General features: G+C 71.2%; 13 protein-coding genes. 6 read left to right on the plus strand and 7 right to left on the minus strand.

Going from position 1 to position 16,245, the window contains the following annotated elements:
- Positions 1–97: 97 nt before the first annotated feature.
- Complete coding sequence (locus tag ABZ453_RS08710) at positions 98–1,120, minus strand: alpha/beta hydrolase (protein ID WP_359012971.1); 1,023 nt, start codon at positions 1,118–1,120, stop codon at positions 98–100.
- Positions 1,121–1,349: 229 nt separating this feature from the next.
- Between ABZ453_RS08710 and ABZ453_RS08715 the strand changes: the two genes are divergently transcribed.
- Positions 1,350–1,577, plus strand: coding sequence for a hypothetical protein (locus ABZ453_RS08715; protein ID WP_359012973.1), 228 nt, complete (start codon positions 1,350–1,352; stop codon positions 1,575–1,577).
- Between the two features lie 18 nt (positions 1,578–1,595).
- Here ABZ453_RS08715 and ABZ453_RS08720 read toward each other — a convergent pair whose 3' ends face one another.
- Both ABZ453_RS08720 and ABZ453_RS08725 read right to left on the minus strand, forming a co-directional pair.
- Entirely contained in the window at positions 1,596–2,285 is a 690-nt protein-coding gene (locus ABZ453_RS08720) for a 4'-phosphopantetheinyl transferase superfamily protein (RefSeq protein ID WP_359012975.1), read from the minus strand.
- Entirely contained in the window at positions 2,282–3,142 is an 861-nt protein-coding gene (locus tag ABZ453_RS08725) for a metallophosphoesterase (protein ID WP_359012977.1), read from the minus strand. Before ABZ453_RS08725 ends, ABZ453_RS08720 begins: the two co-directional genes overlap by 4 nt.
- A gap of 264 nt (positions 3,143–3,406) precedes the next feature.
- On the opposite strand from ABZ453_RS08725, the gene ABZ453_RS08730 reads away from it, so the two are divergent.
- From ABZ453_RS08730 to ABZ453_RS08740, 3 genes are all read left to right on the plus strand, one after another.
- Entirely contained in the window at positions 3,407–4,528 is a 1,122-nt protein-coding gene (locus ABZ453_RS08730; RefSeq protein ID WP_359012979.1) for an ATP-grasp domain-containing protein, read from the plus strand.
- 145 nt (positions 4,529–4,673) lie between these two features.
- Positions 4,674–6,362 (plus strand): carbohydrate binding domain-containing protein, encoded by a 1,689-nt coding sequence (locus tag ABZ453_RS08735; protein ID WP_359012981.1) that lies wholly within the window; start codon positions 4,674–4,676, stop codon positions 6,360–6,362.
- A gap of 113 nt (positions 6,363–6,475) precedes the next feature.
- Positions 6,476–7,165 carry a hypothetical protein gene (locus ABZ453_RS08740; RefSeq protein ID WP_359012983.1) on the plus strand — a complete coding sequence of 230 codons (690 nt, stop codon included), beginning with the start codon at positions 6,476–6,478 and terminating at the stop codon, positions 7,163–7,165.
- A 7-nt stretch (positions 7,166–7,172) separates the two neighbouring features.
- Here ABZ453_RS08740 and ABZ453_RS08745 read toward each other — a convergent pair whose 3' ends face one another.
- From ABZ453_RS08745 to ABZ453_RS08760, 4 genes are all read right to left on the minus strand, one after another.
- A complete protein-coding gene (locus ABZ453_RS08745; protein WP_359012985.1) occupies positions 7,173–8,423 on the minus strand; it encodes an alpha-L-fucosidase in 1,251 nt (416 codons plus the stop codon).
- A gap of 3 nt (positions 8,424–8,426) precedes the next feature.
- Positions 8,427–11,471, minus strand: coding sequence for a glycoside hydrolase family 38 C-terminal domain-containing protein (locus ABZ453_RS08750; RefSeq protein WP_359012987.1), 3,045 nt, complete (start codon positions 11,469–11,471; stop codon positions 8,427–8,429).
- 61 nt (positions 11,472–11,532) lie between these two features.
- Positions 11,533–12,870, minus strand: a complete 1,338-nt coding sequence (locus ABZ453_RS08755) for a 6-phospho-beta-glucosidase (RefSeq protein ID WP_133041990.1) — start codon at positions 12,868–12,870, stop codon at positions 11,533–11,535.
- Positions 12,867–13,631: a DeoR/GlpR family DNA-binding transcription regulator gene (locus ABZ453_RS08760; RefSeq protein ID WP_356761075.1), complete on the minus strand. Its 765-nt coding sequence runs from the start codon at positions 13,629–13,631 to the stop codon at positions 12,867–12,869. Before ABZ453_RS08760 ends, ABZ453_RS08755 begins: the two co-directional genes overlap by 4 nt.
- 128 nt (positions 13,632–13,759) lie before the next feature.
- Here ABZ453_RS08760 and ABZ453_RS08765 point away from each other — a divergent pair, with 128 nt between their 5' ends.
- Both ABZ453_RS08765 and ABZ453_RS08770 read left to right on the plus strand, forming a co-directional pair.
- A complete protein-coding gene (locus tag ABZ453_RS08765) occupies positions 13,760–14,776 on the plus strand; it encodes a carbohydrate kinase family protein (RefSeq protein WP_359012989.1) in 1,017 nt (338 codons plus the stop codon).
- 65 nt (positions 14,777–14,841) lie between these two features.
- Entirely contained in the window at positions 14,842–16,119 is a 1,278-nt protein-coding gene (locus ABZ453_RS08770; RefSeq protein WP_359012991.1) for an extracellular solute-binding protein, read from the plus strand.
- The last annotated feature ends 126 nt before the right edge of the window (positions 16,120–16,245 follow it).

Below are 16,245 nucleotides of genomic sequence, written 5' to 3' on the forward strand. Positions count from 1 at the left end.
CTCCCCCACGCTCGAACAACCTCGCGTGGGGGCCCCATGACGCCGCTGGGCCCACCTTCCGGGCGGACGGCGGGACTTTCGCAACAGGCCCTGGCCGTCACGTCGCGCTGCGTTCGCTGGCCTCCCGTAGGTTCCGGTCCGCGGTGCGCTCCCTGCCGTCGTGGAGGCGGCCCTCGACGAGCAGGTCCCGCCAGTGCTCGCGGCTCCAGTCGGCCGGCGCGGTCGTGGCCGTGAACTCCTCGACCAGGGAGACGAAACGTGCCGGGTCGCTGTGGAAGGGGAAGTGGCCCGCGCCCTCGAAGATCTCCAGTCGGCTGCCCGGCATCGCCTCGTGCGCCCCGTACGCGTGCCGCACCGGCACCACGCTGTCCCGGTCCCCCCACATCAGCATGGTCGGCATGCCCTCGGTCAGATAGCAGCGGTCGAGCATGGTCACGACCTGCCCCCGCCAGTCCACCACCGCCCGCAGGGTACGGATGAAGGCGTTGCGGGAGGTCTCGTCCGGGAGGGCGTCGACGAGGTCGACCAACTCGGCGGCGTCCTGCCCGAGATCGGTGTCCATGAGCTTCATCAGCCGCACCGCGAGCCCCACTTGCATCCGCATCCCCGGCAGCCGCAGTGCGGACAGCATCACATGGGCGCCCGGCAGCGAGACCAGCCGCAGCACGGGGTTGACCTCCCGCCCCACACCACCGGCACTGACCAGGATCAGCCGCTCGGTCCGCTCCGGGAACTGGTAGGCGAACTGCATCGCCACACCCCCGCCCAGCGAGTGCCCCACCAGGGTCGCCGACTCGATGCCGAGCGTGGTGAGCAGGTCCCGGACGCCGTTGGCGTACGCGGCCACGGAGTAGTCGGCGCGCGGCTTGTCGGAGGCGCCGTGGCCGAGCAGGTCGGGGGCGATGACGGTGTGGGTGCGGGCCAGGTCGGGGATCAGCTCGGCCCAGGTCGCCGAGGAGTCGCCGATGCCGTGGACGAGGACCAGGACCGGGCCCTCACCGGCCATCCGGAAGGCACGCCGGTATCCGTGCACCACGCGGTACCGCAGCTCCAGTTCGCCCTCGCCGACCGGGCGCAGCCGCACGGCCCGCGCCGGGCGCCTTCCCGAGACGTCGACCATGCCTCGCCTCCCGTTCCACGACCGCCGGCAAGCGGCCCGAAAGCCCCTGCCCTCCAGCGTAGAACCCCATTCCCACCAGGGGTTTCGAGGAGGTTTCGGCTCCGCTAAGCGAGCGAACGGACCCGTCGCCGGACCCGATTGTCAGTGGCGGGCGGCAAGCTGGAGTCGCACCCCTCCATACCGGGGTGCGCAGCGACCGAGCCGAGACGCGACACGGGGAGAGCCGACGATGCCCACCGCTGTACTGACCGACCGCGAGCGCACCGCAGTACAGGCCTATCTGCGGCTGCTGCACACCGTACGAGCCGCCTTCGACGGTCCGCCCGGCGAGGCCCGACCACCCGTGGTGCCGCCCTCGGTGCTGGCCGAGGCGGAGCAGGCGCTGGCGGAGGCGGGCCTGACGGGCAACGAGGAGGAGTTCTTCCGGCTGTTGCAGAGCTGGTGCCCCGAACCGTGACGGCCCCGCTCCGTGGGGTCAGTCCGCGGTGTGCGGGACCGTGACCGTCGTCGCCACCAGCCCCCGCCGGACGCTCCAGCGGCCCTGGAAGCGGTTGATCCGTCGGCCGCCCACCAGGGGCCCGGGGACGAGGAGTTCGGCGCGGAAACCGCCGTGCGGCGGCCCGTCGCCCGCGTCGACGAAGACCTCGATGTCGGCCTCGGTGAACTCCAGCCACCGCCCGGTGAGGGGGAACCACGCCTTGTAGACGGACTCCTTGGCGCTGAACAGCAGCCGGTCCCAGTGGACTTCCGGGTGCTCGTCGGCGAGCCGGCGCAGGCGGTCCGCCTCGCCGGGCAGCGACACGGCGTCCAGGACACCGTCCGGCAGGGGTCCGTGGGGTTCGGCGTCGATGCCGAGGGAGGCCAGGTCGGCTGCGCGGACCAGGGCGGCCGCGCTGTAGCCCTCGCAGTGGGTCATGCTGCCCACCAGGCCGGCGGGCCAGACCGGCGCGCCGCGTTCGCCGGGCAGTACGGGCCGCGGGGGCACACCGAGCTTCTCCATGGCGCGCCGCGCGCAGGCTCGCACGAGGGCGAACTCACGCCGGCGCTTGGGCACGGCCTGCGCGACGACCGCCGCTTCCTCGGCGTACAGCGGGGCGGGCTCGGTGCCGTCGTCGCCGTGCACCTCCACGACCACGACCTCGTGCGGCAGCAGCTCCTCGATCACCCGCCCCCGACCTCCCTCGGCAGTACGCGGCGCGGCCGGCCCGGCGGGTGCGGCCGCTTGCGCCACTCGCGGGGGTAGCCGACGGACACCTCCTCGAAGCGGACCCCCTCGTGCCAGGTGGTCCGCGGGATGTGGAGGTGACCGTAGACCATGGTCTCGACGCGGAAGCGGCGATGCCAGTCGGCGGTCAGCTCCGTGCCGCACCACATGGCGAACTCCGGGTACCACAGCACGTCACAGGGGTGCCGGTCCAGCGGGTAGTGGTTGACGAGGACGGTGGGCAGGTCGGCGGGGAGCTCGGCGAGCCTGCGCTCGGTCTCGGCGACCCGGGCCCGGCACCAGTCCTCACGGGTCGGGTGGGGGTCGGGGTGCAGGAGGTACTCGTCGTTGCAGACGATGCCGGTGCCGTGCGCGTACCGCAGGCCCTCCTCCTTGGTGGCGCAGCCGGCCGGCAGGAAGCTGTAGTCGTACAGGAGGAAGAGCGGGGCGACGGCCACGGGTCCGTCCGGGCCCTCCCAGACGGGGTAGGGGTCCTCCGGCGTGGTGACGCCGATGTCGCGGCACATCGCGACGAGGTGCTCGTAGCGGGCGACACCGCGCAGGGTGACCGGGTCGCTGGGGTGGGTCCACAGCTCGTGGTTGCCGGGCGCCCAGACGACCTTGGCGAAGCGGCCGGCGAGGGTTTTCAGGGCCCAGCGGATGTCGGAGACGGTCTCCGAGACGTCACCGGCGACCAGCAGCCAGTCCTCGTCCGTCTCCGGGCGCATCGCCTCGACCAGGGCGCGGTTCTCGGCGTATCCGATGTGCAGATCGCTGATGGCCAGCAGCCGTCCGGCACCACCGGCCCTCGACGTCACCACTCGCCCCCTCCGCACACCGCACGCCCGAGAGTCCCACCAGAGCACATTCGCGGCGCGCGGACAAGGCGGCACCGGGCCGTCCACGGGTCCGGCGAATCCGTAACACGGACGTTGCACGCGGGGCCCCGGGAAAGCCGTATGATCGCCCCAACACCAACGCCACGGTCTCCCTTCACAGGGGCGGTTTGGTGACCCTCCAACTCCCCTGCCCGGGCACGGGCTGCTCTGCTGTGCCCGCGAACCGTGAAAGGACGGCCCTGCATGGTCTCTCGCGTACGCGTCTGGCTCAACCGCACGTACGCGGAGAACGTGTTCTTCATGGATCAGCTGCGGCGAAATCCGAGTGATCGGGCGGTCGAGATCCACGCGACCCACGGTGACGCCGACTCGCCCGTGCTGGCCGCCGCCGACACGGCCGACCTGGAGCCGGAGGGGCTGTCCCCGGCCGCCTACGTCGAGTTCGCCCTCGACCAGTGCGCCAGGCGCACCATCGACGTCTTCGTGCCGCGTCTGCACCAGTCCGCGATCGTGGCGCACCGCGCCGACTTCGAGGCCGTGGGTACGGCCCTGCTCGCGCCGCCGCCCGAGGCCGTCGCCGTGTTCGAGGACAAGGTGACCGCCTACGAGGCCGTGCAGGCGATCGGGGTGCCGGTGCCGTCCTGGTGGCGGGTGCGGACGGCGGACGAACTCCTCGCCGCTGTCGAGGAGTTGGAGGCCGCCGGGCACAAGGCGTGCTTCAAGCCCGCGTCCGGCGCGGGCGGGGTGGGCTTCCGGGTCGTCACCCGGGCGCCCTTCTCGATGGCGCATCTCACCGGGTTCCCCAGCCCCTATGTGCCGCTCGATCTGGTGGTGGGGGCGCTGGAGCAGGCCGAGGAGCCGGTCGACTGGATCGTGATGCCGCGGCTGGAGCAGCCGGAGGTCTCGGTGGACTGCCTCACCGGGCCCGACAACCGGGTGCGGCTGGCCGTGGGGCGGACGAAGAACGGCCGTCGGCGCGGGTTCACGCTGCACGAGCAGTGGCTGGAGCCGGCGCGGCGGATCGCCGAGGGGTTCGGGCTGCACCATCTGTCCAACATCCAGTTCCGGATGTTCGGCGACCGTCCGGTCCTCATGGACGTCAACACTCGGCCGGCCGGCGGACTGCACCAGCTGTCGCTGTGCGGGGTCAACGCCCCTTGGGCCGCTGTTCAGTTGGCGCTCGGTGAGGACCCCGGGGAGATGGTGCCGCCGTTCCTCGGGCAGGACTACACGGTGGTCTCCGGCCCGCGGCCGCTGCGGCCGGTGTCGATTCCCCAGCAGCGGATGGAGGAGCCGGAGACCCTGCTGCCGGCGGTGCCCGCGCCCGTCGAGCCGGTTCAGGCCGCGGCTTCCGTCCTGAGCTGAGCCCCCACCCACAGGTATGGACCAATTCCGCCGTTCACCTTGACAAGAGGATTGGTCCATACCAACTTTGTTGCGCACCCCCCTGCAGTTCTCTCTGTACCGCTCTCTGCACTCCCGAACACCCCCATTCCTTCAGGGAGATCGCGTGCGCAACACACTCAGACGTTCCCGACGTCGGCTCCTCGCACTGGTCGGTTCCGCGGCTCTCGCGCTCGCCGGAGCCATCGCCCTTCCCGGCACGGCCCAAGCGGCCAACATCCTGACCAACCCCGGCTTCGAGTCGGGCGGTCTGTCCCCCTGGACCTGCACCGGCAACCTCGGCTCGGTCGTCTCCTCCCCCGTGCACGGCGGGTCCAAGGCCCTGCAGGGCGCGGTGTCGGACAGCGACAACGCGCAGTGCAGCCAGACCGTCTCGGTCCAGCCCAACACGACGTACGGTCTCAGCGGTTGGGTGCGCGGCTCCTACGTCTACCTCGGCGTGAACGGCGGGGCCTCGACGTGGACCACCTCGCCGTCGGCGTACAGCCAGCTGTCCGTGTCCTTCACGACCGGCGCCTCGCAGACCAGCGCGACGATCTACGTCCACGGCTGGTACGCGCAAGGGACCTACTACGCCGACGACATCAGCCTCGACGGGCCCGGCGGCGGTGGCGGCGGCTCGGACACCCAGGCACCCTCCGCGCCGACGGGTCTGACCTCCACCGGCAAGACCTCCTCGAGCGTGTCGCTGAAGTGGAACGCCTCGACCGACAACGTGGGCGTCACGGCGTACGACGTCTACAGCGGCTCGAACAACGTGCTCAGCGTCTCCGGTACCTCCGCGACCGTCAGCGGGCTCTCGCCCAGCACCTCCTACACCTTCACCGTGAAGGCGCGGGACGCGGCCGGGAACGTCTCGGGGGCCTCCAACGCCGTGAGTGTCACGACGGACGCCGGGACCGGCGGCGGAGGCGGGTTCAAGCAGGCCGCGCCCTATCTGTACGAGGGCTGGGGGGATCCGCCGAGCCCGAGCACGGTGATGAGCGCGACCGGCATCAAGTGGTTCACCATGGCCTTCGTACTGGACTCCGGCGGCTGCACCCCGGCCTGGGACGGCAGCCGGCCGCTGACCGGGGGCGCCGACCAGAGCGCGATCAACGCCGTCCGGTCCGCGGGCGGTGACATCGTGCCCTCGTTCGGCGGCTGGCAGGGCAGCAAGCTCGGCGCCAACTGCTCCTCGGCGAGCGCCCTCGCCGGTGCCATCCAGAAGGTGATCGACGCCTACGGCCTGAAGGCCGTCGACATGGACATCGAGAACACCGACGAGTTCGAGAACGAGGCCGTGCAGGCGAGGATCCTGACCGCGCTGAAGACCGTCAAGGCCAACAACCCCGGCCTCAGGACGATCGTCACCTTCGGCACGTCCACCACCGGGCCGACGTACTACGGCAACCGGCTCATCGAGCAGGCCCAGTCGCTCGGCGCCAACATCGACGTCTTCACGATCATGCCGTTCGACTTCGGCGGCGGCTCGGACATGTACGGCAACACGGTGAACGCGGCCGAGGGGCTGAAGGCCAAGCTGAAGTCGACCTTCGGCTGGGACGACGCCACCGCGTACGCGCACATCGGCATCTCGGGCATGAACGGGCTGTCCGACCAGCAGGAGAACACCACTCCGGCGATCTGGACCCAGATCAAGGACTGGGCCAACTCCCACCACATCGCCCGGCTCGCGTACTGGGCGGTCAACCGCGACCGGCCGTGCCCGGGCGGCGGCGTGGTGAGCAACTGCTCCGGAATCAGCCAGAACACCTGGCAGTTCACCTCGATCACGGCCGGTTTCACCGGCTGACGACGGCTGGAAGCAGGGCTGGTGCCCGGGCCCCCGCGGCGGGAAGAATCCTTCCCCGCCGCGGGGGTTCTCCCGTGGTCCGGGCTGACGGCGGATTCGGGGGCTGCTCAGGGGTGAGAAGAAGCATCGCTGCCTGTGGGTGTCTGCTGCTCCTTCTGGCCGCCTGCGGGGTGCCCGGCGACGAGAAGGACCTGGGGCCGGGACGGAGCCAGGCCGACTTACTGGCCTCGATCGTCAACGACCGCAAACACCTCCTCGACGGCTCCCTCTCCTACGCCCCCTCCGTCTCGGTGCCCGTCGGTGGCAGCCTGCGGTACGACGTCGTCCTCACCGCGCGCGGCGAGAAGTCACGGCGCGCCGTGCGGATGGCCGTTCAGACACGTGTCTTCCGGGTGGGCGGGATGCAGGGCGCCCGGCTGACGGCGGACAGCCAGAAGGTGCGGGCGGTCCTGCTGTCCGAGGCGAGGCAGCCCATCGCCGGGCCGGGAGAGTCCGCGGTGTGGCAGTGGAGCGTGTCCGCCGACGAGCCGGGCGACTACGAACTCGGCCTCACCGTCATCACGTACCAAGGGGAAACAGGGCGCGCCCTGGAGACGCTCAACCCGCCGATCGACGTGCGCCTGAACGTGCACGACACCTGGTCCCACCGCTTCACCTCGATGCGGGACTGGCTGTTCACGGCGGCGGGCATCGCCGGCGCCCTGGTGGGGATCTACGCGCTCCGGGCTCCCCTGGCCGAACTGGTGCGAGAACGGCGGGAAGCCCGGAAGCGGCGTGACGAGAGCCGGGACGGCTATCTGTGAGCGGTCGTCAGAAGCGGCCCGACCCCCGGTACAGCTCCAACTCCCCCTCCAGTTCCACGGCCAGCACCGTGGCACAGGGATCGAGATCCGCCTCCCCCGGCGGGTCGATCCACAGCACGCCGACCGCCTCGTGCAGTCCGCCCACGACCCGGTGGCCGAGTTCGGTGCCGGTGCCCAGGACGGTCACCCGGCGGACCCCCGTCGCCAGGCCCCGGACGCCTATCTCCGCCCGCGGGGCGTCGAACAGGGTGAGATAGAGGGTGCGGCGGTCGGCGGAGAGGGTGCTCGGGCCGTAGTGGTGCCCGGCCGGCAGCCCGCGCACCGTCCCGTACACCGCCTCCGCGTGCCGGCGGATCCACTGCCCCAGGCCCTCCAGCCGCTCGACCTGCGGCTGCGGGATGGTGCCGTCCTCCATCGGACCGACGTCGAGCAGCAGGTTGCCGCCCCCACCGATGGTCTCGGTGAAGTAGCGGATCAGCTGGGCGAGCGACTTGTGGTTGTGGTCCTGGTGCTGGTATCCCCACGAGTCGTTGATCGTCAGGCACAGCTCCCAGGGGCCGTCCGGCGGCACGATCGGGGCGCCCTGTTCCGGCGTCGCGTAATCGCCCTCGCTGAGCATGCGGGCGTTGAAGACGACGTGCGGGACGTACGACCTGATCAGCGCGGCCAGTTCGGGGATGCGCCACTGTTCCTCGCTGCGGTCCCACTCGCCGTCGAACCACATCAGGTCGGGGCGGAAGCGCGAGGCGATCTCCGTGATCTGGCCGTCGCGGTAGGCGATGAACCTCTCCCACGCCGCCAGGTCCTCGTCCTCGGCCGCCACTTCGGAGTAGCGGTTGTCCTCCAGCTCCGGCGGGCGGCCCGGCTTGCGCGTGGAGGCGTAGTCGGGGTGGTTCCAGTCGGAGTGGGAGTAGTAGAGGCCGACCTTGAGGCCCTTCTCGCGCAGGGCGTCGGCGTAGGGGCCGATGTAGTCCTTGCCGAGGTTGAGGTCCCCGTACGCGGTGTCCCACAGGGCCACACCGTCGTGGTGACGGCTCGTCAGGACCGCGTACTTCGCCCCGGCGCGGGCGAACAGGTCCGCCCACGCCCTCGGGTCGTAGTTCGCGCCGGTGAACCGCTGCAGCTGGGACATGTACTGCTCGTGCGGCACGATGTCGTCGTAGAAGGACCAGGACTCCTGGACGCCGTCGACGGCATAGATGCCCCAGTGCACGAAGATCCCCAACTTGGCGTCGGTGAACCACGGTTGCATGGCCATCCCTCAGCCCCTGCGCAGCCGGAGCGTCAGGATCTGGAAGGGGCGCAGGGACACGGGGACGCCGCCGTCCACGACCTCCGCGTCCTCCAGGGGCCGCTCCAGCAGGTCGGTCACCTGGGCGCCGGTCAGCGGGAAGCCGGTGCGCAGGACGCCGCTCGCGCGGCCGCCGCGGGACTCGTAGAGCCGTACCACCACGTCACCGGACTCGTCGTCGGCCAGCTTGACCGCCTCGACGGTGACGCCCTCACCGGCCACGGAGACCACCGGCTCCGGCTCGCCCGCCGAATCGGCCACGCGCAGCGGGAGGTTGAGGGCGTAGCCCTCGGCCACCGCGTCCTCGATGCTCGCGCCGGGCAGCAGCGAGTAGGTGAGGCGGTGGCGGCCCTGGTCGGCGCCCGGGTCCGGGATGCGCGGGGCGCGGACCAGGCTGAGGCGGACCGTGGTGGTCGTACCGCCGTCCTCGCGGACCGTGCGGGAGACGTCGTGGCCGTAGGTGGAGTCGTTGATGACCGCGACGCCGTAGCCGGGTTCGCCGACGTGCACCCAGCGGTGGCCGGAGACCTCGAAACGGGCCGCCTCCCAGCTGGTGTTGGTGTGCGTGGGCCGCTGGATGTGGCCGAACTGGATCTCCGCGGAGGAGTGCGGGGCGCGGATGTCGACCGGGAAGCCGGCCTTGAGGAACTTCTCCGCCTCGTGCCAGTCGATGTCCGTCTCGAAGTCGATGCGGGCACTGCCGGCGCGCAGCGTGATCGTCTGGACGATCGTCGAGCCCTTGCCGAAGGAGCGCGTGACGCGGATCGAGCCGAGCAGCGGGTCCTCGTCGGCGATCTCCACCGCGTCGGCGTCGAGCAGGTCCGTGTAGCGGTTCTTGTAGTGCTTGTCGACGTCCCAGGCGTCCCAGTAGTTGGGCAGGTCGGTGTGCAGGCGGAGCAGGTTGCCCGCCTCGGCGAGGACCTCGCGGCCCCCGGCGCGCAGATCGCGGACGGAGGCGAGGGTGCCGTCCTCGGCGACCTGGACGCGCACCAGGCCGTTGTCGAGCACGCGGCCGTTCACCGTGACGGGGGCCGGGGGTTCGGCCGCCGCGACCGGCGCGCTGCCGCCTGCCGGTACCTCGACGAACGTCGGGAAACCCGTCGCCGTGCGGATGACCTCGGCGCGGTCGAAGGGGCTGGTGTTGAACACCCGGGTGCCGCCCGCGCCCAGCGCGGCCACCGCCTCGGCGGTCAGCGCCTCCAACTCCTCGGCGACGCGCGCGTATTCGGCCTCCGCCTCGCGGTGCACCCAGGCGATCGAGGAGCCCGGCAGGATGTCGTGGAACTGGTGCAGCAGCACCGTCTTCCACAGCCGGTCCAGCTTCTCGTACGGGTAGGTGTAGCCCGGTGCGTGCAGCGCGGCCGTCGTCGCCCACAACTCGGCCTCGCGCAGCTTGTGTTCGGAGCGGCGGTTGCCCTGCTTGGTGCGGGCCTGGGAGGTGTAGGTGGCGCGGTGCAGCTCCAGGTAGAGCTCGCCCACCCACACGGGGGCGTCCGGGTACTCCTCGCGGGCCTTGGCGAAGAACTCGTCCGGGTGCTCGACGACGACCTTGGGCGAGCCCTCCAGGTCGGCCAGCCGGCGCGCGCGTTCCATGATCTCGCGGGTGGGGCCGCCACCGCCGTCGCCCCAGCCGAAGGGGGCGAGGGAACGGGTGGCGTTGCCCTTCTCGGCGTAGTTGCGGACCGCGCGGGACATCTCCTCACCGCTGAAGCGGGCGTTGTAGGTGTCGACGGGCGGGAAGTGGGTGAAGATGCGGGTGCCGTCGATGCCCTCCCACCAGAAGGTGTGGTGGGGGAAGGTGTTGGTCTGGTTCCAGGAGATCTTCTGGGTCAGGAACCACTCGTTGCCGGCGAGCTTGGCGAGCTGCGGGTAGGCCGCGTTGTAGCCGAAGGAGTCGGGCAGCCAGACGCCCTTGGTCTCGACGCCGAAGTGCTCGATGAAGAACCGCTTGCCATGGACCAGCTGGCGGGCGATGGCCTCGCCGCCGGGCAGGTTGCCGTCGGACTCGACCCACATGCCGCCGACCGGCGCCCACTGGCCCTTCTTCACGGACTCCTGGATGCGGGCCCAGACCTTCGGGTAGTTGTCGCGCACCCACTCGTACTGCTGGGCCTGGGAGCAGGCGAAGACGAACTCCTCGTACTCGTCGGCCAGCGAGGTGACGTTGGAGAAGGTGCGGGAGGTCTTGCGCTTGGTCTCGCGGATGGGCCACAGCCACGCGGAGTCGATGTGCGCGTGGCCGACGCCGGAGACGATGTGGGCGCTGGCGTTGGCGGGCTTGGCCAGCACCGGCTTCAGCGCCTCGCGCACGGCGGCGGCCGAGCCGGAGACGTCGTCCAGGTCCAGCAGGTCCAGCGCGCGGTCCAGGGCGTGCAGGATCTCGTGCCGGCGTGGGTCGTGCTCGCCGAGCTCCGCCATCAGCTCACGCAGCACCTGCAGGTCCAGGTCGAGGTGCCAGACCTCCTCGTCGAGGACGGCGATGTCGGCGCGCTTGAAAGTGTAGAGGGGCTTGTCGCCGGCGGTGAGGACGTCGCCCAGCGGGGTCGGCTCGGCGAAGTTGTTGGCGAGGATGTCCGGGTTGGAGGCGGCCTCGACCAGGTAGTGGATCTCCTCGCCGCCCGAGGCCGGGTTGGCGATCGGGACGTACTGGTTGAGCGGGTTGACCGCCTTCAGCGGGGTGCCGTCGGTGAGGTGGACCAGGGCCTCGGCCTGGTTGCCGGGCCAGTCGCCGACGAAGCCGAGGTCGATGACGGCCTCGACGCGCCGGCCGGCGAACTCGGCGGGCACCTGCCCGCGCATCCGGAACCAGGTGGTGCCCCACGGCGGACCCCAGGGGGTGTCCATGGCGAAGGGGGCGTACGGCGCGGCCGCGGCCTCCTCGAAGGAGACCGGCTCCCCCGGGGCCTGCCAGGCCTCCACCTCGAAGGGGACGGTGGCCGCGTAGACCGCGGGCTGGATGCGCTGGGTGTGGAGGCGCTCGGCGCGCTCTTCGATCCGGCGGCGTTCGTCGTGCATGAAAGGTCTCCAGGGGGAAGGCGGGGAGAAAGCGAGGAGAAAGCGCTTTCCGCGCGGGAGCTTACTTGAGGTAGGCCAGGCCGGGGTGAACGGCCGTGTAGCCCTCGACCAATCGTCTCGCCACGTTGACGGAGTCGACCAGGGGGTGGAGGGCGAAGGCCTTGACGGCCGTCGTCCGGGAGCCGGACTCGGCGGCGGCGAGCACTTCGCGCTCGACGGCCTTGACCGCGCAGACCAGCCCGGTGGCGTGGTCGGGCAGCGGGGCCACGGAGACCGGGTGCGCGCCGTTGGCGTCGACCAGGCAGGGCACCTCGATGACGGCGTCGGTGTCGAGGACGGAGAGCGTGGTGCGGTTGCGGACGTTGAGGATCAGGGTCGTGCGCTCGTCGCGGGCGATGGCCCGCATCAGGGCGAGGGCGACCTTCTCGTAGCCGCCGGAGAGGTCGTCGGGCTCGCGTTCGCCGGCGCCCGCGGTCTCCCGGTTCTCGGCCATGTACGTCGCCTCGCGCTCGGCCCGGGTGCGGTCCCAGGCGGCGAGGGCCTGGGCTCCGGGGTCGCGCATCTCCTCGTAGAAGTGGGCCTGCTGGTCGCGCAGGAAGGCGCCGCGGGTCTTCTCGGCCTGCTGGTAGGCGCGGACGGCCTCGCGGTTGAAGTAGTAGTAGTGCAGGTACTCGTTCGGGATCGCGCCGAGGGACTGCAGCCAGTCGGTGCCGAAGAGCTTGCCCTCCTCGAAGGAGCCGAGCAGGTCGGGGTCGGCGAGCAGCCGGGGCAGCTCGTCGCGGCCCGCGATGTGCAGGCCGCGCACCCAGCCGAGGTGGTTGAGGCCGACGTAGTCGATCCACGCCTCCCCCGGGTCGGCGCCCAGCACCCGGGCGATACGGCGGCCGAGGCCGACCGGCGAGTCGCAGATGCCGATGACGCGGTCGCCGAGGTGGCGGGACATGGCCTCGGTGACCAGACCGGCCGGGTTGGTGAAGTTGATGACCCAGGCGTCCGGGGCGAGCCGGGCCACCCGACGGGCGATGTCCACGGCGACCGGGACGGTCCTGAGGCCGTAGGCGATGCCGCCCGCGCCGACCGTCTCCTGGCCGAGGACGCCCTCGGCGAGGGCCACCCGCTCGTCGTCCGCCCGTCCCTCCAGGCCGCCGACCCGGATCGCCGAGAACACGAAGTCGGCGCCGCGCAGGGCTTCGTCGAGGTCGGTCGTGGCGGTCACCGCGGGGGCGTCCTCGACCCGGGCGGCCTGCTCGGCGAGGACCCGGGTCACCGCGGACAGCCGGCCGGCGTCCAGGTCGTGCAGCACGACCTCGGTGACCCTGCCCTCGCCGCGGTCGCCCAGGAGGGCGCCGTACACGAGCGGCACGCGGAACCCGCCGCCGCCCAGAATCGTCAGCTTCACTCTTGCACCTTTCCTGCCTCGACCACCTCGACGCCCGCCTCCTCCAGGGAGGAGCGGGTCGCCGGGTCGGCCGGGGCGTTCGTGACCACCACGTCCAGGTCCTCGGGACCACAGACCTTCGCCATGCCCGTACCCGGGAACTTGGCGGCGTCGGCGAGCAGGACGACCTTGTCGCTGGCCTTGATCATGGCCCGCTTCACCGGCACCTCGACGACCGTCGTATCCATCACCTGCCCACCCGGACGCACTCCACTGGTGCCGAGGAAGAGCCAGTCGGCGTGGAGCTGGCGCAGGTTGTCCTCGGTGAGGAAACCGACCAGGGAGCGGTACTCGCGGCGGAGCATGCCACCGAGCAGCACCAGCTCGATGCCCTCGTCGTCGGCGAGCTCCTCGTAGACCACCAGGTTGCTGGTGATCACCGTGAGGCGGCGGCCGTGCAGCTGGCGGGCGAGCCGGAAGGCGGTGGTGCCGATGTCCAGCAGCACCGACTGGCCGTCGGCGACCATGGCCGCGGCGCGCTCGGCTATGGCGTCCTTCTCGGCCACGCGCACCTCGGCGACCTCGGCGAAGGGCTGATCGCCCTCCTCCACGACGGCGCCGCCGTGCACGCGCGTGAGCATGCCGTCCTCCTCGAGCTTGACCAGGTCGCGCCTGATCGTGGCGGGGCTCACACCCAGCTGCTCGGAGAGATCGGTCACGGACGCGGGACCACCGGAGCGCAGGGCCCGCAGGATGAGTTGGTGTCGTCGTTCTGCCAGCACGGCGTGAACACTACTCGTCATCTTCAATCAAATCCATGCTCAGTTCTGCTCGGGTATTGACCAATCTCCCGGAGCAGCGCACGATTCCCGTCATCGAAATTGACGAGTTTTGACGAGAGGCACTTCGCGTGGACGACGACAGGCCCGACGTGCTCCTGACCGGGCTGCTCTTCTACGACCTCGTCCTCACCGGCCTCGGGAAGCCCCCGACCCCGGGTGAGGAGATCTGGACGGCCGGCATGGGCTGCGGCCCCGGCGGCATCGCGAACCTCGCGGTGGCCGCGTCCCGCTTCGGTCTGCGCACCTCCCTCGCCGCGGTCTTCGGCGACGACTTCTACGGCGAGTACTGCCGGGACGTGCTGTGCGACCAGGAGGACATCGACCTCTCGCTCTCCCGCACCGCGGACGGCTGGCCCACCCCGGTCACCGTCTCGCTGGCCGCCGGTCACGACCGGGCCCTGGTCACCCACGGCCAGGAGCCGCCGTACTCGCAGGACGTGCTGATGGGCGACCCGCCCGAGGCACGCACCGCCCTCGTGCACCTCGAGGCCGAGCCCCGCGAGTGGCTCGCCAAGGCCGCCGCGAACGGCACGCAGATCTTCGCCGACGTCGGGTGGGACCCCACCCAGGAGTGGTCGAAGGACCTTCTGGACCAGCTGGCCCTGTGCCACGCCTTCGTCCCGAACGAGGCCGAGGCGATGGCCTACACCCGCACCGACAGCGCGGTCGCGGCCCTGGGCACGCTCTCCGAGCTGGTGCCGGTCGCGGTCGTCACCCGCGGCGGGGACGGCGCGATGGCCGTCGACCAGACCACCGGCGAGTACGCCGAGGTCCCGGCCCTGGACGTCGACGTCCTGGACCCGACGGGCGCCGGAGACGTCTTCGGCGCGAGCTTCGTCGCCGCCTCCCTCGGCGGCTGGCCGCTGGAGGAACGGCTGCGGTTCGCCGTCCTCGCGGCCGGACTGTCCGTCCAGCACCACGGCGGCGCCCTCGCGGCCCCCGGCTGGTACGGCGTCGACCGCTGGTGGCGCTCGCTGACCGACCCCGGCCTGCGCAAGACGTACGGCTTCCTCGCAGACCGTCTGCCGGCGGACGTCGGGCCGCCGGTGCGCCACGCCCCGGTCACCCCGCCCCGGCAGCACTGACCCTCACAACGCCCCCACAGTCCAACGCCCCTCAGCACCACGAACAGGAACAACAGGAGTGACCCGTGGACCTTTCACGTAGAGGCTTCCTCCAGGCCGCCGCGCTGACCGCGGCCGCGTCCGGACTGACCGTCGCCTGCGGCGGCAGCTCCGGTTCGGGCGGCACCAAGAACGGCAAGAACCTCACCTTGTGGTACTGGGGCGGCGCGCTCAGCGACAAGGTGGTCGCGGAGGCGAAGACCCACTTCGCCTCGTCGGTCTCACTGACCACCGCGTCCATCGGCGGCGACTTCAAGCAGAAGCTCACCACCACCCTCGCCGCGGGCACCTCCGTGCCGGACATCACCGGCATCAAGGGCGAGGACATCGCGTCCTTCCTGCCCAACGCCAGCCGCTTCCTGGACCTGAACGACCTGGGCTTCAACAAGCTCTCCTCCCAGTACCTGGGCTGGAAGACCAAGCTCGCGCAGACCAAGGACGGCAAGCAGATCGGCTTCCCGATCGACATAGGCCCCACCGCACTCTTCTACCGCGAGGACCTCTTCGCCAAGGCCGGGGTGGACACCGACCCCGCCAAGGTCGCGGCGCTGGTCAAGACCTGGGACGACTACTTCCAGCTCGGCACCGAGCTGCAGAAGAAGAACCCCGGCACCTACCTGGTCAACAACATCGGCTCCGTGTTCAACATCGCGGTCGGCCAGGGCACCCAGCGGTTCATCGACAAGAACAACCACTTCATCGGCGACCAGGACCACATCCGCTCGGCGTGGACCACGGCGGTCCGCCCCTACACGCTGGGCATCGACGCCAAGATCAACGACAACACCTGGAACGCCGCCGTCGGCAAGAACCTGCTCACCGAGCTCGGCGCGGCCTGGCACGCGCTGGACATCGAGCAGGCCGCCCCGCAGACCAAGGGCAAGTGGCGGGTCTGCGCCAACCCGGTCGGACCGGCCAACCAGGGCGGCTCCTACCTGGCCCTGCCCAAGCAGTGCCGCAACCCCGAAGAGGCGTTCAAGATCATCAGCTGGATCCTGAGCCCCGCCAACGACGCCCGCGGATTCACCGACGCCGCGATCTTCCCGGCCGCGCCGGCCGCCTATGCGATGCCGGCCATGACCGGTCCCGACGCCTTCTTCGGCGGACAGAAGATCATCGAGGTCTTCGGCCCGGCCGCCAAGGCCATCCCGGACAGCTATGAGGCGCCCGCCGACGCCGCCGTCATGGCCCCCTACATGACGGAGCTGACCAACATCGAGGCCAAGGGCAAGAAGCCCGACGACGCCTGGAAGGACGCGGTCAGCCAGGCCAAGCAGATCGCCCGGCGACAGGGGGTGAACTGAGGTGACGTCACCTCCGGTCACCGGTCCCGCCGCGGGGGGCGGGACCCCCCGCGGGGGGGGGGCCCCCGCCGGGCCCCCCCCCCCGGCCCGCCCCCCGCGGCCCCCCCCCCCCCCGCCCGCCCGCGG

Origin of the sequence: Streptomyces sp. NPDC005799 (assembly GCF_040630525.1) — a bacterium.
In the GTDB taxonomy this organism is placed as follows: Bacteria; Actinomycetota; Actinomycetes; order Streptomycetales; family Streptomycetaceae; genus Streptomyces; species Streptomyces griseorubiginosus_B.